The sequence below is a fragment of the Streptomyces sp. HUAS MS02 genome, assembly GCF_055702265.1.
The window spans coordinates 361,771-386,422 of sequence record NZ_CM146747.1 but is presented as its reverse complement, the minus strand read 5'-3'; the positions used below and the strand labels follow the sequence as shown (position 1 = coordinate 386,422).

Sequence of the window (24,652 nt, the reverse complement as noted above, 5' to 3'; positions counted from 1 at the left end):
TCGCCGGACTGCGACGATGCCCATCTGATTTTCCAGCGGAGGACGTTTGTTCGTTTTTGAGTGTGCGGGGTGCGGTGCTGCGCTGACCGCCCCGCTGTCCCGGGTCGTCCTGCCGGTTCACGCCCATCACAAGTACGGGAATGGGATTCAGCTGCCGGTGCTCATGGAGTCGGGGACCTTCGCCGTGGAGGTGGAGCCCAGCGGCCCACCGTGGCGGTTGTGGGAGGAGATCGATCCTGAGGTGGCGGCGGCCCGAGGCATCCACGCGCCGGTCCCTGCCCTGTCCTACGGCCCGCCCGGCGCGGTGGTCATCGCCCCCGGAGACGCCCGCGGCACCCTGCTGATCCCCGAGAAGGCCGGCGGCTACTGCTGCGGTCTCGACGGGGCCGACGGCCCCAACATGGCCTGCGAGGCCTGCGGCCTGCCCGTGGCGAGCCGAATCGACGACTGCTCGCTCTGGCAGGCGGTGTGGCTCTCCCCGAACGCCGTGCGCCGCCGCCGCGTGGGCCACAGCCCGCTGCTGTCCTGGTCGGAGTTGATGGAGACGGCGCAGATCACGCCCCCGTTCGAGCCGATCGCCGCATGGGGTTCGCGCTCGGGCACGTACCACTGGTGGTCGTGGAGCCCGCAGTGGGAAGCTGCGGCTGGCAGGGCGCTCGCGCACCTGCTGGCGGCCTCGGACGGCCGGCCGGTGACGGTCCCGGACGGCCTGACGGCGGAGGTCTTCCGGCGCGCCCTCGACGCGTTCCTGCCGGCCGGCCCGTTGCGGCCGCCCGCCGACCCGTCGGCGCTACGAGCCGTCCTCGCAGGGCCGGAGTGCCCCGCCCCCGACTCCGGCGCCGACTTCCTCCTCGTACCGGTCCATCCGCAGACGGGGGAGCTGTGGACACCCCTCGGCGGCCGGTCCCGCGCGGCCACCGGGGCACCCACCCAGGCACCCACTCCAGTGGCGTCGGCCGCCCGCCTGGTGCCGCTGCCGTTCGGGGTGTGGCGGTGGCTGGTCTTCCCCGAACCGTCGCCGCCCCTGCTCGCATCGGGCGGAAAGCACGCCGACATCCTCCGCGACGATCCGCCCCCACCGCGTCCCAGGTATCCGTTCCGGATGGACCCGGGCGCCTTTCGGCACACCCTGGCCCGGTTGCCGGCCGCCCGCAGCCCGTGGCTCCGCGAGATCCTGGCCGACCTCGTACGCCACATGCAGGCCGGCATCTTCTAGCCGGCCGATGGAGGCAGGGGCGGCATCCGGGGTCTCAGCGCCGCGCCAGTGCCAGCACACTCAGGCCGAACATCAGGACTCCCAGGGGCAGATGGACCGCCGGGACATGGGCGATGCCGACCACGACCTGCACCGAGGCGAGGGCGAGGAAGCCGGTCGCGTGCAGGACGGGCCGGGGCGAGCCGCCGCCCGGCTTCCACGCCAGCACCGCCGCGAGCACGTACAGCATCGACGCCCCGTACATCACCCGCGCGCCGACACTGTGCAGCGTCGCGCCGTAAGTCGAGGTCAGCAACAGTCCGGCGGAGATCGCCTGGAGGAAGATCGTCAGGGTCTGCAGCGCGATCGCGGTCCGCAGGAATGAGGAAGTGCGCTGGGTGTTCGCCGTCACCGTCGTCGTCACCTGGGTGGCCATGTCGCGGTCTCCTTCACGCCCTCGGGCAGTGGATCGATAAGGTCTCACCAGTCCGACGACGTGGGCCGGCGAAAGGTAAGGCGAGTTGGGCGAGGGGGCGGCGGTGGACGGATCGACCGGCGTGCGGGCGGTGGACGGGGAGCGACGTCAACTGCTCAATGTCGCCTACCGGTTGCTCGGTTCGGCGACGGAGGCCGAGGACGCGGTACAGGATGCCTACGCGCGCTGGTACGGGCTGCCGAGCCGCAGGCGTCAGGAGATCGAGTCACCCGGCGCGTGGCTGACGACCGTCACCGGCCGAATCTGCCTGGACCTGCTTCGCTCGGCGCGGGCCCGCCGTGAGCGCTACGTGGGCGTGTGGTTGCCCGAGCCGCTGCCGGACCGTACCGAGTGGGAGCACGCGGCCGTCGGCGTCCACGCCGGGAGCTCCTGCGACCCCGTCGGCCCCGCGCGTCCCGCTGATCCGGCCGACCAGATCGTGCTGGACGAATCGGTGGGCATGGCCTTCCTCGTCGTCCTGGAGTCCATGACGCCGGCCGAGCGGGTGGCGTTCGTGCTGCACGACGTCTTCCGGTATCCGTTCGCCGAGATCGCCGACGTTCTCGGGCGAAGTCCCGGGGCCTGCAAGCAACTGGCCGCCTCCGCCCGACGACGGGCGGGCGCCGCACGTGCCCCTGAGCCGACGGCCGACCGCGCGGAGGTCGTGCGACACGTCAAACAGGCGTGGGAGAGCAAGGACATCGCCGCCCTCGTCGGCCTCCTAGACCCGGGCGCCGTGATGACCGCCGACGGCGGCGGCGTGGTCGGTGCCGCGCTGCACCCCGTCGAGGGCGGCGCGCGGATCGCCCAGTACATGGTCGCCATCGCCGACAGGGCGCCCGGCCTCGAACTCCTGGAGCGGTCGGTCAACGGCGTGCCGGGCCTGGTGGCCCGGCGCGAGGGCGTCGTCATGACCGTGGCCGCGTTCGACGTCACCGACGGCCACGTCAGCCGCATCTGGGCGATCCGAAACCCGGAGAAGCTGCGCCCGTGGACGACAACGCCCTAGGAGCGCCGCTCGACCGGACCGGCCAAGCTCAGTCGAGGCAGAACTCGTTGCCCTCGATGTCCTGCATCAGCAGGCACGACTCGTTGTACTCGTCGGCACGCAGCAGGCGTACGCGTACCGCGCCGAGCGCGACCAGCCGTGCGCACTCGGCCTCGAGCGCGGCGACCCGCTCGTCCTCCACGAGCCCCGTGCCCACCCGCACATCGAGGTGCACCCGGTTCTTGACGACCTTTCCCTCGGGAACGCGCTGGAAGTACATCCGGGGTCCGACCCCGGAGGGGTCCATGCACACGAACCCCGCACCCTGACGCTCGGGCGGCAGGGAACGGTCGTACTCGTCCCAGGAGGTGAACCCCTCCGGCGGCGGCGGTACGACGTACCCCAGCACCTCGCACCAGAAGCGAGCGACGCGCTCGGGTTCCGCACAGTCGAAGGTGACCTGGACCGTCTTGATCGATGACATCGGCGCACCATAGCAAGGGTGCCGGACCGCCTGCCCGGGAAATATCGGCGGGCCCGGGGAAGTTGATCAGAGCGTGACTGCTCCATGGAACCGCGCTCGACATCATCGGCCAGTAGCGGCCGTCCGTGCTCTCCGGCCGACGTCGGCACACGTGATCTCCGCCCGGCGGCGGCCGCGCGCCGCTCACAGGCTCGTCCCATAACCTCGTGCAGGGACAGGCAGGTTGCCGCCGGAATCCACGCAGGGAGGCGATGGTGTTCGGAAAGGGAACGCGGTTGCTCACGGGCGCCGTCGCCGTGGTCTGTGTGGTGATGCTCGGCTCCAGCTCGCCCGGCGACGGCCTCTTCGCCCGGTCGCAGCCCGTCGACCCCGTCAAGGACGTCGTACCGAACCGGGTGATGACCTGGAACATGTGCAACCCCTGCAAGGAGAGCAACGTCGACCGGGCGGCGGAGATCGCCCGGTACGCACCGCAGGTCATCGGGTTGCAGGAAGCGTGCGCGCGTGACGTCGAGCGGATCCGGGAGTACCTGGAGAGCCTGCACGGGCTGGTCTACCACGTCGAGTACGGAACCGTGCTGCGGAACTGGAACCGTTGCGGGGGCGTGCCGTGGAGCCCGGGCGGCTACGGCCAGGCGATCCTCTCGGCGGCACCGATGACGGACCGCGTCAACGTGGAGTACCCCGACGGCGGATCGGAGGACCGTGGATACATGGCGGTCACCACGAAGATCGACGGCCGGTCCGTCCGGGTTTTCAACACGCACCTCGCCCAACGACAGCAGCCGGAGGTCCGGGCGCGGCAGATCCGGGTGCTCGCCCCGGTCGTGGCCCGGTACGACCGTGCCGTCCTCGTCGGCGACTTCAACGCGGTGCCGGACGCCCCCGAACTCGCCCCGCTGTGGAAGCTGGCCACGGACACCGATCCCGGGTGCCGTCCCGCACTGGCCGGCGACTGCGAGGTGACCACCGACTGGCAGAGCAAGTTCGACTACGTCTTCCTGCGCGGCATCACCGCGCTCCGGCACGAGGTGCGGCTCACGGAGGTCTCGGACCACCACCTGCTCCACACCGACCTGGACATCGGCTGAAGCCGCCGCCCCAACACCCTGCCCGGATGCACGCTAGGGCGTCTTCCACGCGCGGGCGCGCAGGCGGCGCAGCATGCGGGCGTCCTCGAAGCCGACCGAGCGGGCGGCCGCGTCGATCGTCGCACCGTGGCTGATGAGGTGCTCGGCGCGCTCCAGACGGAGGGTCTGCTGGTAGCGCAGCGGGGTGAGACCGGTGGCGCGGCCGAAGAGCCGGGTCAGGGTGCGTTCGCTGACGCCGGCCGCCGCGGCGAGTCCGGCCAGCGGGAGAGGCCGGTCGAAGCGGGTGTCGATGAGGTCCTGGACACGGTGCACGGTGTCGTCGAGGTGGGACCGGTGCCGGAACATCGCGCTGGACTGCGGCTCGTCGCCGTTGCGGCGGGCGTAGACGACCATGTCGCGTGCGACCTGGGCGGCGACGGCGGGCCCGTGCCGTCCGGCGACGAGGTGCAGGGCCAGATCGATGCCGCTGGCGATACCGGCCGAGGTGATCACCCGGTCGTCGGCGGTGAACAGGACGTCGCGGACGACGACCGCCCCGGGGTGGCGCAGCGCCAGCTCGTCCTGCACGTCGTGGTGGGTGGTGCAGCGGCGGCCCTTGAGCAGACCGGCCCGGCCGAGCGCTTCCGCGCCGGCGCAGACGCTGGCCACGGTGCCGCCGCGCGCGTGGTGGTCGGTCAGCGCCCTGAGGGAGGCGTCGGTGACGGCGGGCGAGTCGGCCAGGGTCACGGTCCGCCAGCCGGGCACCACGATCAGGTCCTCGGGTGCGAGGTCGGGCCAGTCGGTCCGTGCGGTGAGGGGCAGCCCCTGGGCCGAGAGGACCTCCGGCCGCTCGGCGACGTAGGTGAGGGTGTAGGGGTGCCCGAAGTCGGCCGCGGTGGAGAAGACCTGCGCGGGGCCGGCCAGGTCCAGCAGATGGACTCCGGGCACCAGGAAGAAGACGATCCGGCTCACGATGCGGTCATCATGCCGGAAGGTCCGCCGCGGCCTCCAGCTCGTCGACCGTCGCGATGGTGGCGAACCGGCCGGCGAGGGCGTACTCGGTGCGGCGGACGACCTCGTCGGCGGGCAGGGTTCGGGGGTCTGCGAGCAGTTCGGCGACGGCCTGGTCGGCGGGGGCGTCGCGGTGCGGGATCGGGTGCGTGGCGGTCGCGTCGACGGCGAAAGTGACCAGGTAGCCGAGGTCGCTCGCGAGGCGGGCGGTGGTCTCCACGCACTGCTCGGTGCGGATGCCGCAGACGGTGAGCTGCCGGATCCCGCGTTCGGTGAGGAGCTGCTGCAGGTTGGTGGTGCTGAAGGCGTTGTGCGAGGTCTTGTGGAGCAGTGGCTCCTCGTCCTCCCGGCGCTCCAGCCCCGCGTGCAGCCGGACGTGGCCGAGAGCCGGGTCGAAGACGTCGCCGCTCCCGGGCTCGGCGTGCAGGACCCACACCACCAGGTCCCCGGCCCGGCGAGCCAGCCGGACCAGCCGGTCCACCTTGTCGGCGACCTTCGGATCGGAGACCGCCTCCCACAGGGGGTGGGCGCGGAAGGACTCCTGGACATCGATGACGATCAGTGCTCGGGTCATGTCCCCAGCCTCGGCCGTACGGACCCGGTGGCGACAGGCCGCATCGGGTCCCCGAGCGGACCGATCCGGTCAGTCGCCCTGAGCGGTCGCCCGGCGAACACAGGCGATCGCAAGTGATCCGCGGGCGCGGTGATGTGCGACTGCCTCGTTCAGTAGCGGAACTACGCGGGTGTCGTCGCCGGGCAGCTCGTACGTTCCTCATACCGGCGGAGAGGGCACTGCCCGAGCCGCGCAGCGAGCGACAGGAGATGCCGACATGGCCAATGTGGAGATTTCCCTGAAGGAGATCATGACCTCGATCGAGGGTTCCCTGGGGACCGCGCTCGTCGACTACACCAGCGGTATGGCGCTGGGCACGCTGGGGGGTGGAAAGGATCTCGACCTGACGGTCGCGGCGGCGGGGAACACGGACGTGATCCGCGCCAAGACCCGCACCATGGAACACCTCGGACTGACGGGGGCGATCGAGGACATGCTCATCACCCTCGGCAGTCAGTACCACATCATCCAGCCGCTCAAGGGCCGCAGCGGCAACGGGCTCTTCCTCTACCTCGTGCTCGACCGGACCAAGTCGAACCTGGCCATGGCCCGCCACCAGCTCAGGCGCATCGGGGCCGAACTCGACGTGTAGACAAACGCGTTCTCCATGGCCTCGCACGCCCATGAGTTGAAGATTTCTTCAAGTGGACATATCCAGATCGGGTCAATCCCCTGGGTGTGCGGGGCCGGATCCACGAGGATGGGGACGCAGTACGGCCTGCGGTGGCACACAGGCCGCCGTGCCCACGGAGTCCGTCGAAAGCGGCAGGGAGCGAGCGATTCTCATGCAGGTGCCCCTCTACCAGGCGAAGGCCGAGTTCTTCCGGATGCTCGGGCACCCGGTGCGCATCCGGGTCCTGGAACTGCTCCAAGGCGGCCCGCTGCCCGTGCGCGACCTGCTGAGCGAGATCGAGATCGAACCGTCCAGTCTCAGTCAGCAGCTGGGCGTCCTGCGCCGCTCCGGCATCGTCGTCTCCATCCGGGAGGGCTCCACCGTCAGCTACGCCCTCGCCGGCGGTGACGTGGCCGAACTGCTCCGCGCGGCCCGCCGGATCCTGACCGAACTGCTCGCGGGACAGAGCGAACTGCTCGCCGAACTCCAGCAGGCGGACCTCCCGTCGGCCCCGCCCCGGACCCGGTCGGCGGAGGCGTCCGAGCCCGTGCCACAGCCGGTGGCGCAGGCTGGTGCCAAGTAGGTACCATGCCGGGTATGCCATCACTGAACGTGTCCTTCACGGACGAGGAAATGGAAGGTGTGCGGGCGGCCGCGGCGGCCGAGGGCAAGAGCCTGAAGCAGTACATGCACGATCTCGGGGTCCGTGAGATGCACCGCAAGCGGTTCGTCGCCGGTGCCACCGCGTGGGCGGACCGGCTGCGCGGCGAGTTCGACGAGGCCTTCCCCGACGAGGTGCCGCCGTCCCAGCGCGATCAGGGAGTCACCGCCGCCTGATGAGCGAGACCCTGTACGTCGACGTCTCCTGGCTGCTGGACGTCCAGGAGGCCGCCCTCGGCAGCGAGGACGTGTCGGTCACGGACTACTCCGCCCTGGTGGCGGCCGTCGCCCGGCACAAGACCCGGATGCCCACCCTGGAGAAGTCGAACCCCGACGCCGCCTGGCGCGCGGCCGCGCTGCTGCACACCATCGCGCGCCTGGAGCCCCTGCCGCACCGCAACAGCCTCGTCGCCGCCTTCGTCGCCGCCCAGTACATGGAGCAGGCGGAACAGGGCATCGATCCGCCCTACGGCGCCCTGTCGGACCTGATCAGGAAGGTCCGCGAGAGCCGCTTGACCATCTACGAGGTCGCGGACACCCTGCGTTCCTGGAGGATCTGACCCGGACGGCGGACGTGCCGCGGTCCCTCGGGGCGATGCACCGGCGGACGTTGAAGCCGCGGGCCGGCGCCGGACGCCCGCACGGCGTCCGGCGCCGGTCGGGTCAGGTTCGGGTGCAGGCGGTCCCGTTCAGGCTGAAGCCGGTCGGCGCGGCGAAGGTGCCGCCGTAGGTGCCCTGGAACCCGAAGTTCTGGCTGGCACCGGGGGAGATGGTCGCGTTGTGCGTCAGGGCGCTCGCCGTGACCGGGCCCGAGGACGCGGAGAGGGAGGCGTTCCAGGCGCCGGTGACGCTCTGGCCTGAGGGCAGCGTGAAGGCCAGCCGCCAGTTGTCGACGGGCGCCGAACCGGTGTTGGTGACCGTGACGTTCGCGGTGAAGCCGCCCGGCCACACGGTGGTGGCGTACGACACCGCGCAGGCCGTGCCGCCGCCCGGGGTGCCGGGGCCGCTGCCGCCGGTCTCCACGGTCGACGAGAAGGAGTTCACGGTCAGCCCGGTGCCGTTCTGCCAGGGCTCGAACCCGGCCTGGACGCTGGTCAGATACCAGTTGTTCTGGGCCAGCCCCCGGGACACGGCCTGGCGGACGAAGTCCATCACGTCGAAGCTCCAGCTCGCGATCGCCGACGGGGCGACGAAGGACAGCACGTCGTTGGTCCCGTTGCCGCCCGACCACACCTGCCAGGAGCGCCCGCCCACGGTCGCCGTGCCCACCGGGGAGCCGATGGGCTGGATCGGGCCCACCTTGTTGAACCAGATCATGATCTCGGTCCGGTTCACGCCGTCGGTGCGGGGCGTCGGGTCCAGCCAGATGTCGTACGAGGCGTTGTAGACGGCGTCGCCGACATAGCCGTACGAGATGCTGCTCGGCGCGCTGGAGATGCCCGAGAGCTGGGCGGGCAGACGGGTTCCCGGCGAACAGTTGGTGTAGTGGCAGCCGTTGAAGACGGAGGGGTACGACTTCGGGGCGCCGTTGGTGGGGACGGAACCGTCGGCCCGGGTGACCCGGAAGCCGGTGTCCGTGGTGGTGACGCACTGGGGCTGACTCGTGCCCCAGCGGTTGTTCTGGACGACGTAGCGCCCCTGGATCACGCTCGATCCGTACTGCTCGCAGACGGTCGTGTCGGCCTGGGCCGAGGGCGTGGCGGCGAAGAGCGCCGCGATGGTCGCGAGCGCGGTGACGAACGCGGCCAGTGCGCCGCGCGCGGTGCGCGGGAGATGGGGGGAGGGTCGCATGGGGGACCTCTTCTCGGAGGTACGGCCGGGACATGGGGTGGCTCGGGCGCTCCTCGGTTCCCCGTATGGGAGCGCTCCCATTTCCGTTCTGTTCCGGACTGTAGGAGCGCAGGCATGCCCCTGACAACCCTGCTGCGGCAGCTCGTCGCACGAGCCAGGGCCGTCTCCGCGGTGCCCCCGGCGCCGACAGAGACCCTGTCGGCGCCGGGACGTACGGCCGTGTCGTCAGGCCAGGCCGAACCGTTCGGCGTGCACCTGCCGTCGTGGGACCGCCAGTTCACGCAGGGCGCCGAGAACGGTCGCAGTCATCGAGGGCGGGCCGCAGACGTACACGTCGCGTTCGGTGATGTCGGGGACCAGAGCCCGCAGGCTGCCCGGCTCGAACGGCGGGGTTCCCTCGCCCCTGCGGCCGGTCAGCAGGTGCAGTCGCCCGCCGCGGGCCGCGACCAGCGCCCGTACCTCGTCGACCAGCACGGCGTCCCTCTCGCTGCGCACCCGGTAGAGCACGACCACGTCACCGGTCGCCTCCTCCTCCAGCAGGGAACGGACGGGGGTGATCCCCACCCCGCCCGCGATCAGCAGGGCACCGGGCCGGGTCCGGTGCAGCGAGGTGAACGCACCGTACGGGCCCTCGACGAACGCGCGGCTCCCCACCGGGAGTTCGCGCAGTCCGGCGCTGCCGCTGCCGACCGCCTTGGCGGTCAGTCGCAGCGTCCGGCCGTCGGGCGCCGCCGACAGCGAGAACGGATTGGCCAGCCACCAGTGGTTGTGTCCGGGGAACCGCCAGACGCAGAACTGGCCGGCCCGGGCCGGCAACCGGTCGAGGTGGCGGCCGGTGACGTGCACCGACACCACGTCGTCCGTTTCCGGTACGACCGCCGCGACCTGGAACCGGTGGTAGGCGTTGCGCCACACGGGCAGGACGAACCGGCCCGCGACCAGGGCGCCGAACGCGAACAGCCACAGGGCCCACCAGTAGGCCCACGCGAACGCGGAGGAGGCGAACGTCGTGGTCTCCAGCAACTGGTGGACGAACGCCAGCCCCAGCGCCACGTACAGCAGCAGATGCAGGCCGTGCCAGGTCTCGTACCGCAGCCGTCGGCGCACCGCACGGGCGGAGACCGCGGCGACCACGACCACGATCGCCGCGGCGAGCATCCCGAGCAGGGAGGCCGGCACCCCTGCCAGCGCGAAGAAGGTCTTCGCCATCGACGCGTCGTCGAGCCTCGCGTAGCCCAGCACCACCAGCACGGCGTGGGTGAGGAGCGTCCACAGCAGGGTGAAACCGACCCACCTGTGCCACACCGTCAGCCGGTCCATGCCGATACGACGGTCGAGCCACGGCAGCCGGGCGACGAGCAGCAGCTGGAACAGCATCAGCACGGCGGCGTGCAGACCGAAGAACTTGGCGACCGTGAGCACCCCGTTCTTGCCCGTGCCCGTGGTGAAGAACAGGATCTCGACGATCGCCAGGTTGACCACGACGAACGTCCACAGCGCCCAACGCGCCGCGGTGACAGGAGCTATGGTGCCGTGCCGCACCCTCGTACTCGTCGTCTCCACCGCTTCCCCTTCGGTCCATGTGAGGTGTTCCGCCCGCTCCCGACGAGTCGCGGGGACCGAGCGCTCGAAATCCGCCAAGCCCCCGTGGGCGGAGCAAGAATAGGGAACGTGGCAAGAAGTAGACCCCGCTGGGCCGATACTGGTTCCTCCTCGTTACGGCAGCACGTGAGTTCGGCCGTCGCTGCGCCCCGAATCCTGCTCCGCGGCCCAGGTCCGCAGCAGGGTCTCGGCCTCTTCCTGTGACAACGGGCCGCGTGCGAGATGCAGATCCTGCAGATGGCGAGCGGCCGCACCGATCAGCGGGCCCGGGGGCAGTTCCAGCAGCTCCATGATCGCCTTGCCGTCCAGCGCCACCGGGACGTCGGGGGAGCCTCCCGCACCTCTCGAACTCCGCAGCGGCACGCGCCGCTTGCTCGCGCTCCGCCGACTGCCGTCGATGCCACTCGTCGTACGCGGCCGCCCACCGAGCGGTCCGGCCGGCCGACCGCCAGCCGCCCATGTCCTGTTCCCGGCCGAGCCCCAGTTCCTGGAACAGGTCGTGACGGCCCGCCTCTTCGGAGCCCTCCACCACGACATCGACCAGGGCGAGCGCGGCATTGATCGGCCACTCCTCCCGTGGGCCGGTGAAGTCCCGGGTGTGGGCCGGGCCCCAGACCTTCGTGCCGGTTCGCCACACGGCGGCGGTCTGGTGGCCGACACCTCCGTGGAAGTCCGCCTCCACCAAGGCGATCGGCCCGCCGTGGGAGCAGTTGCTCGGGATCGGCTCCGCGAGGAGCCGGGTAGTGACAGGAACCAGCCCCATGCCCCGGCGGAGCGGGACGACATCCGCGTCCCGCATCCCGGCGGTCCCGCTCCTGAGCAGATCGAAACGTCCCACGACGGCGTTGAGCTCGTACGGCGTTCCCGCAGGTGGACGCAGCACGGCAGCGCGCGTGACGCGGGCTGTGACCGCCTTCTCGTGGGCGCGTCGGGTGATGTCACGAAAACTCGGGGAAGAAGGTGCGGCAACCGATCGGAGGTTGTCGTGGAAGGTGCAGACCTGGAACTGGGTGAGTTGTTGGCCGCTGCGGAGGCGGCCCCGCCCGGCGATTCCGTCGAAGTGGTGGCGCACGATCTGCAGAAGCGGCTGGGCGCGGAGCATGTGTCGTTCCTGTTCGTCGACCTCATGGGGCAGCGGCTCGTACGGCTCCCCGCACCGGCCGGTGAGTTCGTGGACCGGACCGAGCCGATCGATCTGCACGGCAGCGTCTACGACGACGTACTGCGGAGCCAGCGCCAGCACATGGAACCGGACGGACAGGGCGGACAGCGCGTCATCACGCCGGTCACCAACCGAGGTGACTGCATCGGCGTCCTGGAGGTGACCCTGCAGCACACCGCGGACCCCGTGCTCCGGCAGGTCCGCGACGCGGCCCACGCGTTGGCCTACATCATCGTCACGGACCGCCGCTTCACCGACCTGTACCACCTGGGCAGACGGACCACCCGCACCAGTCTGGCCGCCGAGATCCAGCACCAACTGCTGCCCTCGTCGCCCTGCTGCGAGGCGGCCCAGTTCACCCTCGCGGCCGGGCTCGTCCCGGCCGACGACATCGGGGGCGACACCTACGACTACACACTCGACCGAGACACCCTGCACCTGTCCATCACCGACGCCATGGGCCACGACACCCAGTCCGCCCTGCTCGCCACGTTGTTGGTCGGCGCGCTACGACAGGCGCGCCGCAGCGGCTGTGACGCCCTCGCCCAGGCCTCGCACGCCCACCAGGCCCTGTTGCGCCACAGCCGGGGCCTGGCCACCGGGCAGTTGCTCTGCGTCGACCTGGCGACCGGCCTGTGCGAACTGGTCAACGCCGGACACCCTTGGCCGCTGCGGCTGCGTGACGGCGCCGTCGAAGAGGTCGCACTCGCCGTCAACCTGCCCTTCGGAGTGTCGGCCCCCGTCCCCTACCGCGTACAGGAACTGCGCCTGCGCCCCGGTGACCGCCTGATCCTGCTCACCGACGGGATGCAGGACCGCGGCGCGGCGGCCGCCGATCTGGTCTCGGTCCTGAAGGACACCCGCGACCTGCATCCGAGGGACGTCGTCCGCAGCCTGACCGCCGCCGTGCTCGACGCCTGTCACGGCCACCTCAAGGACGACGCCACGGTCCTGGTGCTGGACTGGCACGGCAATCCTGAATGAGATCCACCCATGCCCCAGTTGTGCCTTCACAAACAAGGAAAATTGGGGGATTGGTGAAGCATTGGCAGGGCAAACGGTGGCGCAGGAGGTTGATGACAATGGTTCCCCTGCTTCTGGTTCTGCTTCTCGCCGTGATCCTCTTCGGTGCGGGTTTCGCCCTCGAAGTGCTGTGGTGGGTGGCGCTCGCCGTCCTGGTGCTGTGGCTGCTGGGCTTCGTGATGCGCTCCACCCACGCCGGTGGTGGCCGTGGCCGCTGGTACCGATGGTGACGCGAGCGAGATGCCGACGGCCATGACCCGTACGCGAGACACGACCGGTACAAGACATACGCCCGAGTCGGCTCCCCGACTGCTCGAAGGCCCTGGCACGCCGTCCGCGGAGTACCGCGTCCTGCGTCTGCGCCGACGGCTGGAACGGCTGATAGGAGTCGCGGCGACCGAGGGCAACGCGCTCACCCCGCTGCGCAACGGGGACGAGATCTTCACCGCGATGCTGGGCGCGATCCGTCGTGCCCGGCACACGGTGGACATGATGACGTTCGTGTACTGGAGGGGGGACATCGCCCGCGAGTTCGCCCAGGCGCTCGCGGAGCGGGCCCGCGCCGGGGTGCGGGTACGGCTCCTCCTCGACGGGTTCGGCAGTCGGCTGATCGAGACCGAGCAACTGGAGACGATGGAGCGGGCCGGTGTGCAGGTGGCGTGGTTCCGTAAACCGCTCTATCTCTCACCGCTCAAACAGAACCACCGCTGCCACCGCAAGGTCCTCGTCGTCGACGAGGAGACGGCGTTCACCGGTGGGGTGGGCATCGCCCAGGAATGGTGCGGTGACGCGCGTGACGAGAACGAGTGGCGCGACACGCACGTCGAGGTCCGCGGGCCCGCGGTCGACGGCATAGCCGCCGCGTTCGCGCAGAACTGGGCCGAGTGCCACGACGAACTCTTCGACGAACGGGACCGGTTCATCGAGCACCGCCCGCAGGGCGAGGCGATCGTCCAGGTGGTCCGTGGCTCGGCCAGCCTCGGCTGGCAGGACATGCAGACCCTGATGCGCGTCATGCTGGAGTCCGCCGAGGAACGCTTCCGCCTGGCCACCGCCTACTTCTCGCCGGACGCGTACTTCGTGGATCTGCTGTGCGCCACCGCCCGGCGCGGGGTGGAGGTGGAGATCCTCCTGCCGGGGCGGCACACCGACAAGCGGGTCTGCCAGTTGGCCGGTCAGCACTACTACGACGACCTGATCGCCTGCGGAGTGCGCATCCATCAGTACCGGCCGACGATGATGCACGCGAAGATCGTCACCGTCGACCGTGTCGCCGCGCTGATCGGTTCGACCAACTTCAACCGCCGCTCCCTCGACCACGACGAGGAGATCATGCTGGCCGTGCTCGACGAGGAGTTCACCCGTACCCTCGACGCGCACTTCGAGGCGGACATCGCGTCGAGCGACGCGATCCTGCCCGGCCGGTGGAAGCGGCGCTCCCTCCTGCAGAGGGCCCGGGAGACCGCGGTACGGCCCATCCGCCGCTTTCTCTGACCGGGACGAGGTCCCGGTGTCCGCGTGAGTCCCGCTACGCCACCGCGCTCAGCGTGTCCGCGAGACGTCGGCGGGACGCGCGAGCCGCAGGTACGGCGGCCAGGGCCAGCGCACCCAGCAGCGCCGCAGCACCGAAAGCGGTCAACGCCAGGAGGGAGGGCCCCTGCGCGATGCCGGCCCCGATGCCGCTCGACCGGCCCTGCGCGTCGATCAGCCATCGGGCGAGGGGCAGACCCAGGGCCAGGGCGACCGTGAGCGCGGCCAGGGCGGTGCAGCCCGTGGCGGTCACGGTGATCGCGGTGATCTGCCGCGGGGACAGTCCGGCCGCCTTGAGCGCCAGCAGGTCCCGTTCGCCCTCGCGCACCGTGCCGCCGATGACGGTCAGCAGCTCGACCAGACCGATCAGCGCGAGAACGCCCAGCAGACCGACGACGACACCCCGCAGCGGCGAGAGGCCGTCGGCTGGGTTCGTCACGGCGTGCGCCTCCAGCTGTCCCCGGTCCGCCGCTCCGGTCAGATCGGCCGCGACCGCCTGCGGATCGGCGTCGGGGCGCAGCCGCAGTTGGTAGAGCGTGGAGCGGAGTGCGGGGTCGTTCTCCCGGAGCGTGTCCAGGGAGGTGGAGATGACGCGGCCGGCGTTGTCCGGTTCGATGCTGCGGCCCACGATGTGCAGGATCTGCGGCCGGCCGCCCACCGTCATGCGCACCCAGTCGCCCACGCCGACGTCCAGCAGGTCCAGCAGCCCCTGCCCGGCCACCGCCTCGTCGGGTCCCCGGGCGGTACGGCCCTCGGCGAGCGTGAAGGGGAAGGGGTCCGCGTCCGTGCCGAGGCCGCGCAGCGCGATCGTCGCCGTCTGGCCCGGCACCAGGGCGGCCACCTCGACCCCGGGGTGGACGGCGGTCACGTCCGGATGACGGGCCAGGAGAGCTTGCGTGGCCGCGGCGTTCGCACCGTCGTCGGCACGCACGGTCAGCGCGGCGGGCAGGCCCATCCGCTCCGGGTGGCCCTGGAAGCGGTCGATGGTCGTCCACGCACTCATCGCCACCACGATCAGCGTCAACGGCAGCGCGAGCCGCCCGACGGTGGCGAGGGTGCGCGGTCGGCGGGTGAACGCCTTGTGCCAGCCGAGCACCAGTGCGGGCGGCAGCCGCAGGGCGAGCGCCCGGCGTGCCGGCGCGGACAGCGGCCCGCCGGCCGGCAGGGCGGCCCGGGGCACCGGCACCGGGGGGACCCGCCCCGCCCGCCAGGCCGCGAGGCCGGTGGTCGCGCCGATGAACAGCACCACCGCCACCGGCACCACGACGAGGGCCGTCGTGTGCCCCGGCAGGCCCTGCCACACATCGACCGCGTCCCCGAGCCGGCCCGGCAGCCGGGGCGCCAGCGCCTCGGTGAGCACCGCCGCGGCCACCGCCCCCAGCAGGGCGTAGGCGAGGTGTTGGAGCAGGAAGACACGCACCAGCTGGCCCGGGGTGAACCCGATCGCCTTCAGGATCGAGATGTCCCGCAGATGCCCCCGGACCCGGGTGCCGATCGCCCCGTGCACGGCGAGTCCCGCGGCGACCAGCGCACCCAACCCGAAGAGCCCCAGCACCTGGCCGAGCAGCCGGTCGTCGCCCTGGGCCTCGGACCGGGCCTGCTGCCAGGAGGAGACCTCGCTGACGGCGCCGGCCCCGAGCAGGGTGACGGCCCGCTGGACGGCGTAGTCGGTGGCGTCCGGGTCGGTCAGCCGCAGCCCGATCACCTGGCCGCCGGCGCCGCCGGATCGGGGCAGGACGGCGGGCGCCGCCCAGACCACACCGGGCCGCTCGCCCTTGCGGTAACCGGGCTCGGCACTGTCGGCGACCCCGAGGACGGTCAGCGTCCCGCCGCTGCCCGGCAGGGTGAGGACGTCCCCGGGTCCGGCCAGCAGTGCCTGGGCGAGGCCGCTCTCCAGCACCACCCCGTCCGACCTGGCGGGATCCAGCCAGCGGCCGGAGGTGAGCAGCGGGCGGCCGGTGACGGGCCGCTCGCCGGTGCCGCGCAGCTCGACCGAGGCGCGCGTGCCGCGGGAGGCGAGCGTCGTGGCGGCGGTGGGGTAGGGGCCCGCGACGGCCTCGACCCCGTCCAGGTCGTCCAGCGCGGTGAGGTCGGAGGCCTCGGCGGAGGCGGCGGTGTGGATCCACACATGGGCGCCCCGGGACTGCGTGAAGACACGCTGCCAGGGGTTGGTCGCGTAGCCGAAGAGGGCCGCCGCCAGCAGCAGGGAGGTGACGATGCCGACGGTGGCGAGGACCAGGAACAGCGCCTCGCCGCGATGGGTCCGCAGGTCCGAGTGCGCCCAGCGCAACATGGCTCGCATCGGTCAGTCCCTCAGCTCCAGCACGGCGGGCACCCCCGCGCCGGGCGTCGGCGTGCCGTCCAGCTCGACGTCGTCGGCTATGCGGCCGTCGAAGAAACTGATGACCCGGTCCGCCGCGCTCGCGAGACGGGCGTCGTGCGTGACCAGGAGGATCGTCTGCCCGCGCCGGTGGAAACGGGACAGCACCCGCGTCACCTCACGGGTCCCCTTGCTGTCCAGGCTGCCCGCGGGCTCGTCGGCCAGCAGCAGCGGGGGATGGTTCACCAGGGCGCGGGCGAGTGCGACGCGCTGCTGCTCGCCGCCGGACAGTTCGCCCGGCATGCTGCGCTCCTTGCCCGTGAGCCCAAGCTCCGCCAGCAGCTCCTCGCGCTCGGCGCGCGCCTTCTTGGCGGAGACCCCGGCCAGCAGCGCCGGCAGTTCCACGTTGTCCGCGACGGACAGGTCGGAGACCAGGTTGAAGAACTGGAACACGATGCCGATCCGGCGCCGGCGCTCGACGGCCCAGCGCGCCTCGCCGTAGTCGTCCGTGCGCTCGCCGCCCAGCCAGATGCTGCCGCTGTCCGGCCGCTGCAACCCGCCGAGCAGATGCAGCAGCGTCGACTTGCCCGCCCCGGAGGGACCGGTGACGGCCACGAACTCGCCCTCCCGTACGCACAGGTCCACTCCGCGCACGGCATGGGCGGGCGCGCCCTGCCCGTGATGGGTCTTGACGAGGCCCTCGGCCCGCAGCACAGGGATGGGGGCGTCGCTCACCCGGGCTCCTCCAGCTCCTCCTGGCAGCGCTCCAGCCAGTCGAGGTCGGCCTGGAGGTGCAGCATGGCGCCCTCGATCAGCAGCCGGGAGACACGGTTGTCCCGGCCGTTCTCGGCTGTGGAGAGCTTCGACAGATTGCGCATGGTGTTCAGGTAGTGGCGCCGTTGTCTGTTGATCAGGGCGATCTGGTCGGCGAGACCGGTCTGCGGGGCGAGCGCGAGCTTCATGAAGAACTCGTCCCGGACCCGCGGCTCGTCCGCCGCCTCCTCGTACCAGGCGCGCAGCGCCTCCCGCCCGGCGTCGGTGAGGTGGTAGATCTTCTTGTTGGGCCGGCTCGACTGCTCGACCTCCTCGCCCTCGATCAGGCCCGACTTCTCGAGGCGGCCGAGGGTCACATAGATCTGGCCGACGTTCGGCTGAGGGTACGCGGCGCCCAGCAGTTGCTCAAGGTCCTGCTTGAGCTCGTAGCCATGGGCCGGGCCGCGCGCCAGCAGGGCCAGGAGGGGCAGGCGCACTCGAGCTGTCCTCCTCGCAGCCTCGTATTGTGTTCCAGGCCCTAGTATCGCCCATACCTAACAGGTATACATGGCCTCTGACTCCGGGCGAAGGTGCCCGGTGCCGGTGTACAGGGAGGAACCTATGCGGTGGATACGCGCCGCCGGTAGGGGCCTTCTCGTCCTCGCGGTCGTTCTGGCCGGTTACGGCGCCTCCGGCGCCCAGGCCGACGGCGGACTCAGGGGCCGGGGTCCGCTGACCCTCGCCACCGCGGGCGACCTCACCGGCTATCTCGGCCCCCTCCTCCAGGGCTGGAACCGCGCTCACCCCGGGGAGAAGGTCACCCTCGTCGAGCTGCCGGACTCCGCCGACGAGACCCGCGCCCAGATGATCACCGATCTGCGCGCCGGTGAACGGGGCCGCTTCGACGTCCTCAACATCGACGTCACCTGGACGTCGGAGTTCGCGGCCGCCGACTGGATCCGTCCGCTGCCGAGGAACCGCTTCCCGCTCGGCAGCTTCCTCCCGCCGGTCGTGGACACGGCCACGTACGACGGCCGGCTCTACGCCGTCCCGTACGTCACCAACGCGGGTCTGCTCCTGTACCGCTCGGACGTCCTCGCGCAGGAGGGCCTGCCGCCGCCCCGCACCTGGGCCGAGCTGGAGCGTTACGCGAAGACCGTCGCGCCCCGGCACGGACTGGAGGGCTACGCGGGCCAGTTCCTGCCCTACGAGGGCCTCACCGTCAACGCGGCCGAGGCCGTGTACTCGGCGGGCGGCACCATCCTCGGCGACGAGGGCGAACGCGTCACCGTCGGCTCGGCGGCCCGCGAGGGCATCGGCTTCCTCGCCCGCGGTGTGCGCGAGGGGTGGATCCCCCGGGAGGCGCTGGAGTACAAGGAGGAGGAGTCCCGGCGGGCGTTCCAGGACGGCCGGCTGCTCTTCCTGCGCAACTGGCCCTACGCCTACGTCAGCGCCTCCGCCCCGGGCTCCGCGGTCGCCGGGAAGGTCGGCGCCGTGCCGCTGCCGGGTCCTGACGGGCCCGGGACCAGTGTGCTCGGCGGCTCCAACCTGGCCGTCAGCGCCCACGCCGAGCACCCCGACACCGCCGCGCGCCTGATCGCGTACCTCACCGGCGAGCGCGTCCAGCGGCAGGTCCTCACCCGGGGCGCGCTGCCTCCCGTACGCGCGGAGCTGTACGAGGACCCGGAACTGGTGCGGGAGTTCCCGTACCTGCCGACGCTGCGCGCCAGCGTCCTCGCGGCCGCGCCACGTCCGAAGAGCCCGCGGTACGACCAGGTCAGCATGGTCGTCCAGGCGGTCGTGCACGACGCGATGGCCGGGCACCGGACGCCCGAGGAGACGGTGCGGCGGCTGACCCGCGAACTCGCCGCCATCTCCCAGGGCTAGTCCTCCGCGTACTTCCTGCGGGCTCCCCTAGTTACATGTTAGGTAACGCGGCGATCTCAGGTGGCGCTTAGATGCCCTGATAAGTCCGTATTTAAAGCCCCAACTGCCCGGTAGCTTCCGTCAACTCGTTGACACCTGCGTGACACGCCTACCTAACATGCATGCATAACCGTCAGGTCGCACAGACAGGTCAACGGGTGAGCTCCAAGCACATCGACACACGTCGCTGGTGGCGCGACGCAGTGATCTACCAGGTGTACGTCCGCAGCTTCCTGGACAGCACGGGCGACGGTGTCGGCGATCTCGCCGGCGTCCGGGCCGGGCTGCCGTACCTGAGGAAGCTGGGCGTCGACGGGATCTGGCTGAGCCCGTTCTACCCGTCGCCGCAGCACGACCACGGCTACGACGTCGCCGACTACCGTGACGTCGACCCGCTCTTCGGCGACCTCGCCGAGTTCGACCTGCTGGTGGCGGACGCCCGGCGGCTGGGCATCAGGATCCTGCTCGACATCGTGCCCAACCACTGCTCCAGCGAGCACCCCTGGTTCCGCGAGGCACTCGCCGCGCCGCCCGGCAGCCCGGCCCGGGCCCGCTTCCACTTCGCCGACGGGCGGGGACCGGACGGGGCCGAGCCGCCCAACAACTGGCACGCCATGTTCGGCGGACCCGCCTGGTCCCGCGTCACGGAGGCCGACGGCGGCGCCGGCCAGTGGTACCTGCACATGTTCACGCCCGAGCAGCCCGACTGGAACTGGCGCGACGCCGAGGTCGGCGCGTACTTCGACGGCGTCCTGCGCTTCTGGCTCGACCGGGGCGTCGACGGCTTCCGTATCGACGTCGCCGCGGGGCTGTTCAAGCACCCCGAGCTGCCCGACTCGCCGGACCCCGAGGCCGACGCCCGCACCCGTGACTCCGTCAACCCGCTCGCCTGGAACCAGCCCGAGGTCCACGACGTCTGGCGGCACTGGCGCGCGGTGTGCGAGGAGTACACCGCACGCGACGGCCGTGAGCGGCTCCTGGTCGGCGAGGTCTCCGTCCCGACGGCACGCGAACACGCCCGCTACGTCCGCCCCGACGAGCTGCACCAGGCCTTCTTCTTCGACCTGCTCAGCGCCTCCTGGGACGCCGACGCCTTCCGCAAGGTCATCACCGAGGCCATGCAGGACATCGCCGGCACCGGCTCGACCGTCACCTGGGTCCTGAACAACCACGACCAGGTCCGCACCGTCACCCGCTACGGCGAACCGGCCACCGAGGGCAGCGGTCTCGGCGCCGCCCGCGCCCGCGCGGCGGCCCTGCTGATGCTGGCACTGCCCGGCGCGGCGTACATCTACCAGGGCGAGGAGCTGGGCCTGCCCGAGGTCGTCGACCTGCCCGACGACGTGCTCACCGACCCGATCTTCCGCCGCACCGGAAGCCGCGCCCGCATCCGCGACGGCTGCCGGGTCCCGCTGCCGTGGTCCGGGCAGGCCTCGCCCTTCGGCTTCACCTCCGGGGTGGAGGGCGCCAAGCCCTGGCTGCCGCAGCCCGAGTACTTCGCCGAGTACGCCACCGACCGGGCCCTCGCCGACACCCGCTCCTTCTGGCACCTGTACCGCGACGGACTGCAACTGCGCGCCGCGCTGCCCCAGTTGGGCGAGGGCACGCTGCGCTGGCTGGACACCCGGCCCGGTGTCCTCGGCTTCGTCCGCGGCGACGGCCTGGTCTGCGCCGTCAACTTCGGTACGGCGCCCGAGCCGGCGCCCGTCTCCGGCACCCCTCTGCTGTCCAGCGGCCCCTGCCCGGCCGGGGTCCTCCCCGGCGCCACGGCCGCCTGGTGGATCGGCGACGACACCGATTCCTGAACCCCCGCACCTCCCGGCCTCCCCCACCGGACCGATCCGTCCTGGCCGTCCGCTCCATCACCTTCCGAAGGGACATCGACGATGATGCGACCACGTACCACCCTGCCCGCGAGCTGTACCGCCCTCATCCTCACGCTGGCGCTCGGCGCGACCGCCTGCGGGGGCGGCGACCCCGTCTCGGCGGGCGGCGGCGACAAGCCGCTGAGCGGCCGGACCGTCTCCGTGGCCGGCGTCTGGTCCGGCGCCGAGCAGAAGAACTTCCAGAAGGTCCTGGACGCCTTCACCGAGAAGACCGGCGCCAGGACGCAGTTCGTGTCCACCGGCGACAACGTCTCCACCGTCGTCGGCAGCAAGATCGAGGGCGGCAACGCCCCCGACGTGGTGATGGTCCCGCAGGTCGGCGTGCTCCAGCAGTTCGCCGAGGCGGGCTGGCTCAAGCCGTTGTCCGCCACCGCCGCCAAGTCCGTCGACGCCGACTACGCGGAGGTCTGGAAGGACTACGGCAGCGTCGACGGCACCCTGTACGGCCTGTACTTCAAGGCGGCCCACAAGTCGACCGTCTGGTACAGCCCCGACGCCCTCGACCAGGCGGGCGTCCAGCCGCCGAAGTCGTACGAGGAGATGCTGAAGGCGGGGCGGACCGTCTCCGACTCGGGCCTCGCCGCGTTCTCCGTCGCCGGACAGGACGGCTGGACGCTCACCGACTGGTTCGAGAACGTCTACCTCTCCCAGGCCGGCCCCGAGAAGTACGACGCCCTGGCCGCGCACGAGCTGAAGTGGACCGACCGGAGCGTGGTCGACGCGCTCACCACCCTCGGTGACCTCTTCGAGGACAAGCAGCTCCTGGCCGGCGGACAGAAGGGCGCCCTCAACACCGACTTCCCCGGTTCCGTCGAGAAGGTCTTCGGCCCCGAGCCCGAGGCCGGCATGGTCTACGAGGGCGACTTCGTCGCCGGAATCGCGAAGGACCAGTTCGGCCGGAAGATCGGCGAGGACGCGAACTTCTTCCCCTTCCCGCCGGTCGGCGGCGGGAAGGCACCCGTGGTCAGCGGCGGTGACGCGGCCGTCGTCCTGAAGGACGGCAAGAACACCGAGGCCGGCATGGCCCTCCTGGAGTACCTGGCGACCCCCGAGGCCGCCGCCGTGTGGGCGGAGGCGGGCGGCTTCCTCTCCCCGAACAAGGGACTCGACCTGTCCTCCTACGGCGACGACGTCACCCGGACGACCGCCAAGTCCCTGATCGAGGCCGGGGATTCGGTCCGCTTCGACATGTCCGACCAGGCACCGGCCGCGTTCGGCGGCACGAAGGGCGCGGGGGAGTGGAAGATCCTCCAGGACTTCCTGCGCGACCCGTCCGACCCGCGGGCGACCGCGGCCCAGCTGGAGAACGCCGCGGCCAAGGCGTACAAGGGCTGACCGGGATGACCGCCACACTCACGAAGGTGGCGCCCGCGCCCGCCGCCGGAGGCGCCGCACCCCAGCGGCGCGCCCGGCGGCGGGGCCGGACCGTCGCCCTGCTCTTCGTCCTTCCCGCGCTGGTCCTGCTCGGCGCCCTCGTCCTCTACCCGGTGCTGTTCTCCGTCGGCCGCAGCTTCTTCGACGCCTCCGGCACCCGGTTCGTGGGCGGCGACAACTACACCGAGATGTTCCGCGACCCGGCCACCCTCAAGGCCGTCCGGAACACCACTGTCTGGGTCGTGGTGGCGCCCGCCCTGCTCACCGGGCTGGGGCTGATCCTCGCCGTACTGGTGGAGAAGGTCCGCTGGGCCACGGCGTTCAAGCTGCTGCTCTTCATGCCGATGGCCGTCTCCTTCCTGGCGGCCGGCATCATCTTCCGGCTCGCCTACGACGAGGACCCCGACAAGGGCGTCCTCAACGCGGCGGTCGTCGGCGTCCACGACGCCTTCCGCGGCACCTCCTCGTACCCCACGGCCCGCGCCCGTGACGGCCAGGGCCTCACGGCGGGCGCCGACGGCTCGTACCGTACGACCGCGACCGTGTCGCCGGGCGACACAGTCGCCCTCGGGCTGGTCGGCGTCGCGCCGAAGGACCTCGAAGGCGCCGAGCCCGCCCATGCCGCGGCGGCCCGCGCGGCGGAGCCCGGCGAACTGCGCGGCGTCGTCTTCCTGGACTTCACCCCCGGCGGGGGCGGCAAGCAGGGCGCGGTGGACCGCCGGGAGAGCGGACTGCCGGCGATGAAGGTCGAGGCGGTGCGGGAGGGGAGGACGGTCGCGAGCACGACCACGGCGGCCGACGGCTCCTTCCGCTTCCCGGAACTGGAGGCGGGCGCCTACACCGTGACACTCCCCGGCTCGAACTTCGCCCCGGCCTACGAGGGCATCTCCTGGCTCGGTCCGACCCTCGTCACCCCGGCCGTCATCGGCGCCTACCTGTGGATCTGGACCGGCTTCGCGATGGTGCTGATCGGCGCGGGCCTGTCGACCCTGCCCCGGGACACGCTGGAGGCGGCGCGGATGGACGGCGCCAACGAGTGGCAGGTGTTCCGCCGGATCACCGTGCCGCTGCTGGCCCCCGTGCTGACCGTGGTCTTCGTGACCCTCGTCATCAACGTGATGAAGGTCTTCGACCTCGTCTACATCATCGCGCCGGGACCGGTGCAGGAGGACGCCACCGTGCTCGCCACCCAGATGTGGCTGGTGTCCTTCGGCGGCGGCAACGACCAGGGGCTCGGCAGCGCGCTCGGCGTCCTGCTCCTGCTGCTCGTCGTCCCCGCGATGGTCTTCAACGTCCGCCGCTTCAAAGGGAGTCAGCGATGAACGTCACCGCGCTCAGGCGGGCGCTCGGCAACAGTCTCGTCCAGGCCTTCCTCGTGGTCGTCGGCCTGGTCTGGCTCACCCCGCTCGCCGGACTGCTGCTGTCCTCCCTGAGATCCACCGAGGACACGGCCAGGGGCGGCTGGTGGACGGCGCTCACCAGCCCCGGTCAGCTGTCCTTCGACAACTACTCCGCGCTGCTGGGCAACGCCGGCATCACCCGGGCGTTCTGGAACACGGTCCTGATCTCGGTGCCCACGACCGTCCTCGTCGTCGTCATAGCGGCCCTCGCCGGATACGCCTTCGCCTGGCTGGACTTCCCCGGCCGTGACCCGCTCTTCCTGCTGGTGGTCGCCCTGTTGGTGGTACCGGTGCAGATCGGCCTGCTGCCGGTGGCCAAACTCTTCGGCCAGCTGGGGCTGTTCGGCACCATTCCCGGAGTCGTCCTCTTCCACGTCTCCTACGGTCTGCCGTTCGCGATCTTCCTGCTGCGGAACTACTTCGCCGAGATGCCGAAGGAGATGCTGGAGGCGGCCCGCATGGACGGCGGCGGTGAGTGGCGCATCTTCACCCGTCTCGTCCTGCCCGTGGGACGGCCGGCCCTGGCCAGTCTCGCCATCTTCCAGTTCCTGTGGGTGTGGAACGACATGCTGGTGGCGCTCCTGTTCGCCGACAGCTCGGCACAGCCGCTGACCGTGGAACTCCAGTCACAGATACGGCAGTTCGGCAGCAACATCGACGTACTGGCGCCGGGTGCCTTCCTGTCCCTGATCGTGCCGGTCGCCGTGTTCTTCGCCTTCCAACGGCACTTCGTCCAGGGGGTGATGGCGGGATCCGTGAAGTGACGCCGGTGGCCC

At 71.3% G+C, this 24,652-nt stretch carries 25 protein-coding genes; 15 read left to right on the top strand and 10 right to left on the bottom strand.

Translation table 11 applies throughout. The annotated features are described in order from the left end of the window. Positions 1-46 precede the first annotated feature (46 nt). Positions 47-1,216, top strand: a complete 1,170-nt coding sequence (locus tag ACZ9QC_RS01745) for a hypothetical protein (protein WP_472918446.1) — start codon at positions 47-49, stop codon at positions 1,214-1,216. Positions 1,217-1,250: 34 nt separating this feature from the next. On the opposite strand, the gene ACZ9QC_RS01740 is transcribed toward ACZ9QC_RS01745, so the two are convergent. Further along, positions 1,251-1,631, bottom strand: coding sequence for a hypothetical protein (locus ACZ9QC_RS01740; protein WP_472918445.1), 381 nt, complete (start codon positions 1,629-1,631; stop codon positions 1,251-1,253). Positions 1,632-1,734: 103 nt separating this feature from the next. On the opposite strand from ACZ9QC_RS01740, the gene sigJ reads away from it, so the two are divergent. After that, on the top strand, positions 1,735-2,679 hold the full coding sequence (gene sigJ, locus ACZ9QC_RS01735; protein ID WP_472918444.1) for an RNA polymerase sigma factor SigJ: 945 nt from the start codon (positions 1,735-1,737) through the stop codon (positions 2,677-2,679). A 28-nt stretch (positions 2,680-2,707) separates the two neighbouring features. On the opposite strand, the gene ACZ9QC_RS01730 is transcribed toward sigJ, so the two are convergent. Continuing rightward, positions 2,708-3,142 carry a VOC family protein gene (locus ACZ9QC_RS01730; RefSeq protein WP_472918443.1) on the bottom strand — a complete coding sequence of 145 codons (435 nt, stop codon included), beginning with the start codon at positions 3,140-3,142 and terminating at the stop codon, positions 2,708-2,710. A 251-nt stretch (positions 3,143-3,393) separates the two neighbouring features. Here ACZ9QC_RS01730 and ACZ9QC_RS01725 point away from each other — a divergent pair, with 251 nt between their 5' ends. Further along, complete coding sequence (locus tag ACZ9QC_RS01725) at positions 3,394-4,233, top strand: endonuclease/exonuclease/phosphatase family protein (protein WP_472918442.1); 840 nt, start codon at positions 3,394-3,396, stop codon at positions 4,231-4,233. 33 nt (positions 4,234-4,266) lie between these two features. Here the strand turns inward: ACZ9QC_RS01725 and ACZ9QC_RS01720 are convergent, their stop codons facing one another. Beyond that, positions 4,267-5,184: a GlxA family transcriptional regulator gene (locus tag ACZ9QC_RS01720; RefSeq protein ID WP_472918441.1), complete on the bottom strand. Its 918-nt coding sequence runs from the start codon at positions 5,182-5,184 to the stop codon at positions 4,267-4,269. A gap of 10 nt (positions 5,185-5,194) precedes the next feature. Further along, complete coding sequence (locus tag ACZ9QC_RS01715) at positions 5,195-5,797, bottom strand: cysteine hydrolase family protein (protein ID WP_472918440.1); 603 nt, start codon at positions 5,795-5,797, stop codon at positions 5,195-5,197. Positions 5,798-6,053: 256 nt separating this feature from the next. Between ACZ9QC_RS01715 and ACZ9QC_RS01710 the strand changes: the two genes are divergently transcribed. From ACZ9QC_RS01710 to ACZ9QC_RS01695, 4 genes are all read left to right on the top strand, one after another. After that, positions 6,054-6,428: a hypothetical protein gene (locus tag ACZ9QC_RS01710; RefSeq protein ID WP_215452627.1), complete on the top strand. Its 375-nt coding sequence runs from the start codon at positions 6,054-6,056 to the stop codon at positions 6,426-6,428. Between the two features lie 193 nt (positions 6,429-6,621). Then, entirely contained in the window at positions 6,622-7,032 is a 411-nt protein-coding gene (locus ACZ9QC_RS01705; protein WP_472918439.1) for an ArsR/SmtB family transcription factor, read from the top strand. A 14-nt stretch (positions 7,033-7,046) separates the two neighbouring features. Continuing rightward, entirely contained in the window at positions 7,047-7,286 is a 240-nt protein-coding gene (locus ACZ9QC_RS01700) for a hypothetical protein (protein WP_045561349.1), read from the top strand. After that, positions 7,286-7,669, top strand: coding sequence for a toxin Doc (locus tag ACZ9QC_RS01695; RefSeq protein WP_472918438.1), 384 nt, complete (start codon positions 7,286-7,288; stop codon positions 7,667-7,669). The genes ACZ9QC_RS01700 and ACZ9QC_RS01695 overlap by 1 nt, the downstream gene beginning before the upstream one ends. Positions 7,670-7,772: 103 nt before the next feature. Here the strand turns inward: ACZ9QC_RS01695 and ACZ9QC_RS01690 are convergent, their stop codons facing one another. The 3 genes from ACZ9QC_RS01690 to ACZ9QC_RS01680 form a co-directional block, all read right to left on the bottom strand. Then, entirely contained in the window at positions 7,773-8,900 is a 1,128-nt protein-coding gene (locus ACZ9QC_RS01690) for a glycoside hydrolase family 12 protein (protein ID WP_472918437.1), read from the bottom strand. A gap of 225 nt (positions 8,901-9,125) precedes the next feature. After that, positions 9,126-10,463: a ferredoxin reductase family protein gene (locus tag ACZ9QC_RS01685; protein ID WP_472918436.1), complete on the bottom strand. Its 1,338-nt coding sequence runs from the start codon at positions 10,461-10,463 to the stop codon at positions 9,126-9,128. A gap of 153 nt (positions 10,464-10,616) precedes the next feature. Beyond that, positions 10,617-10,865, bottom strand: coding sequence for a hypothetical protein (locus ACZ9QC_RS01680; protein ID WP_472918435.1), 249 nt, complete (start codon positions 10,863-10,865; stop codon positions 10,617-10,619). 622 nt (positions 10,866-11,487) lie between these two features. Here ACZ9QC_RS01680 and ACZ9QC_RS01675 point away from each other — a divergent pair. The 3 genes from ACZ9QC_RS01675 to ACZ9QC_RS01665 all read left to right on the top strand — a co-directional run bounded on the left by ACZ9QC_RS01675 (position 11,488) and on the right by ACZ9QC_RS01665 (position 14,181). Continuing rightward, positions 11,488-12,648 (top strand): PP2C family protein-serine/threonine phosphatase, encoded by a 1,161-nt coding sequence (locus ACZ9QC_RS01675; RefSeq protein ID WP_472918434.1) that lies wholly within the window; start codon positions 11,488-11,490, stop codon positions 12,646-12,648. 98 nt (positions 12,649-12,746) lie between these two features. Continuing rightward, positions 12,747-12,917 (top strand): hydrophobic protein, encoded by a 171-nt coding sequence (locus tag ACZ9QC_RS01670; RefSeq protein ID WP_215457531.1) that lies wholly within the window; start codon positions 12,747-12,749, stop codon positions 12,915-12,917. Between the two features lie 22 nt (positions 12,918-12,939). Next, a complete protein-coding gene (locus ACZ9QC_RS01665; RefSeq protein WP_472918433.1) occupies positions 12,940-14,181 on the top strand; it encodes a phospholipase D-like domain-containing protein in 1,242 nt (413 codons plus the stop codon). A gap of 34 nt (positions 14,182-14,215) precedes the next feature. On the opposite strand, the gene ACZ9QC_RS01660 is transcribed toward ACZ9QC_RS01665, so the two are convergent. From ACZ9QC_RS01660 to ACZ9QC_RS01650, 3 genes are read right to left on the bottom strand one after another with little or no spacing between them, the layout of a single operon-like run. Continuing rightward, positions 14,216-16,519: an ABC transporter permease gene (locus ACZ9QC_RS01660; protein WP_472918432.1), complete on the bottom strand. Its 2,304-nt coding sequence runs from the start codon at positions 16,517-16,519 to the stop codon at positions 14,216-14,218. A gap of 3 nt (positions 16,520-16,522) precedes the next feature. Continuing rightward, positions 16,523-17,272 carry an ABC transporter ATP-binding protein gene (locus ACZ9QC_RS01655; RefSeq protein ID WP_472918431.1) on the bottom strand — a complete coding sequence of 250 codons (750 nt, stop codon included), beginning with the start codon at positions 17,270-17,272 and terminating at the stop codon, positions 16,523-16,525. Further along, entirely contained in the window at positions 17,269-17,787 is a 519-nt protein-coding gene (locus ACZ9QC_RS01650) for a PadR family transcriptional regulator (RefSeq protein ID WP_472918430.1), read from the bottom strand. Before ACZ9QC_RS01650 ends, ACZ9QC_RS01655 begins: the two co-directional genes overlap by 4 nt. A gap of 124 nt (positions 17,788-17,911) precedes the next feature. Here ACZ9QC_RS01650 and ACZ9QC_RS01645 point away from each other — a divergent pair, with 124 nt between their 5' ends. From ACZ9QC_RS01645 to ACZ9QC_RS01625, 5 genes are all read left to right on the top strand, one after another. Then, a complete protein-coding gene (locus ACZ9QC_RS01645) occupies positions 17,912-19,177 on the top strand; it encodes an ABC transporter substrate-binding protein (RefSeq protein WP_472918429.1) in 1,266 nt (421 codons plus the stop codon). Between the two features lie 197 nt (positions 19,178-19,374). Beyond that, the gene (locus ACZ9QC_RS01640; RefSeq protein ID WP_472918428.1) at positions 19,375-21,021 is read left to right on the top strand and encodes a glycoside hydrolase family 13 protein; all 1,647 of its coding nucleotides are present in this window, start codon (positions 19,375-19,377) and stop codon (positions 21,019-21,021) included. 81 nt (positions 21,022-21,102) lie between these two features. Next, positions 21,103-22,437: an ABC transporter substrate-binding protein gene (locus tag ACZ9QC_RS01635; protein ID WP_472918427.1), complete on the top strand. Its 1,335-nt coding sequence runs from the start codon at positions 21,103-21,105 to the stop codon at positions 22,435-22,437. A 5-nt stretch (positions 22,438-22,442) separates the two neighbouring features. After that, on the top strand, positions 22,443-23,798 hold the full coding sequence (locus ACZ9QC_RS01630) for an ABC transporter permease subunit (RefSeq protein WP_472918426.1): 1,356 nt from the start codon (positions 22,443-22,445) through the stop codon (positions 23,796-23,798). Continuing rightward, positions 23,795-24,640: a carbohydrate ABC transporter permease gene (locus ACZ9QC_RS01625; RefSeq protein WP_472918425.1), complete on the top strand. Its 846-nt coding sequence runs from the start codon at positions 23,795-23,797 to the stop codon at positions 24,638-24,640. Before ACZ9QC_RS01630 ends, ACZ9QC_RS01625 begins: the two co-directional genes overlap by 4 nt. Positions 24,641-24,652 lie beyond the last annotated feature (12 nt).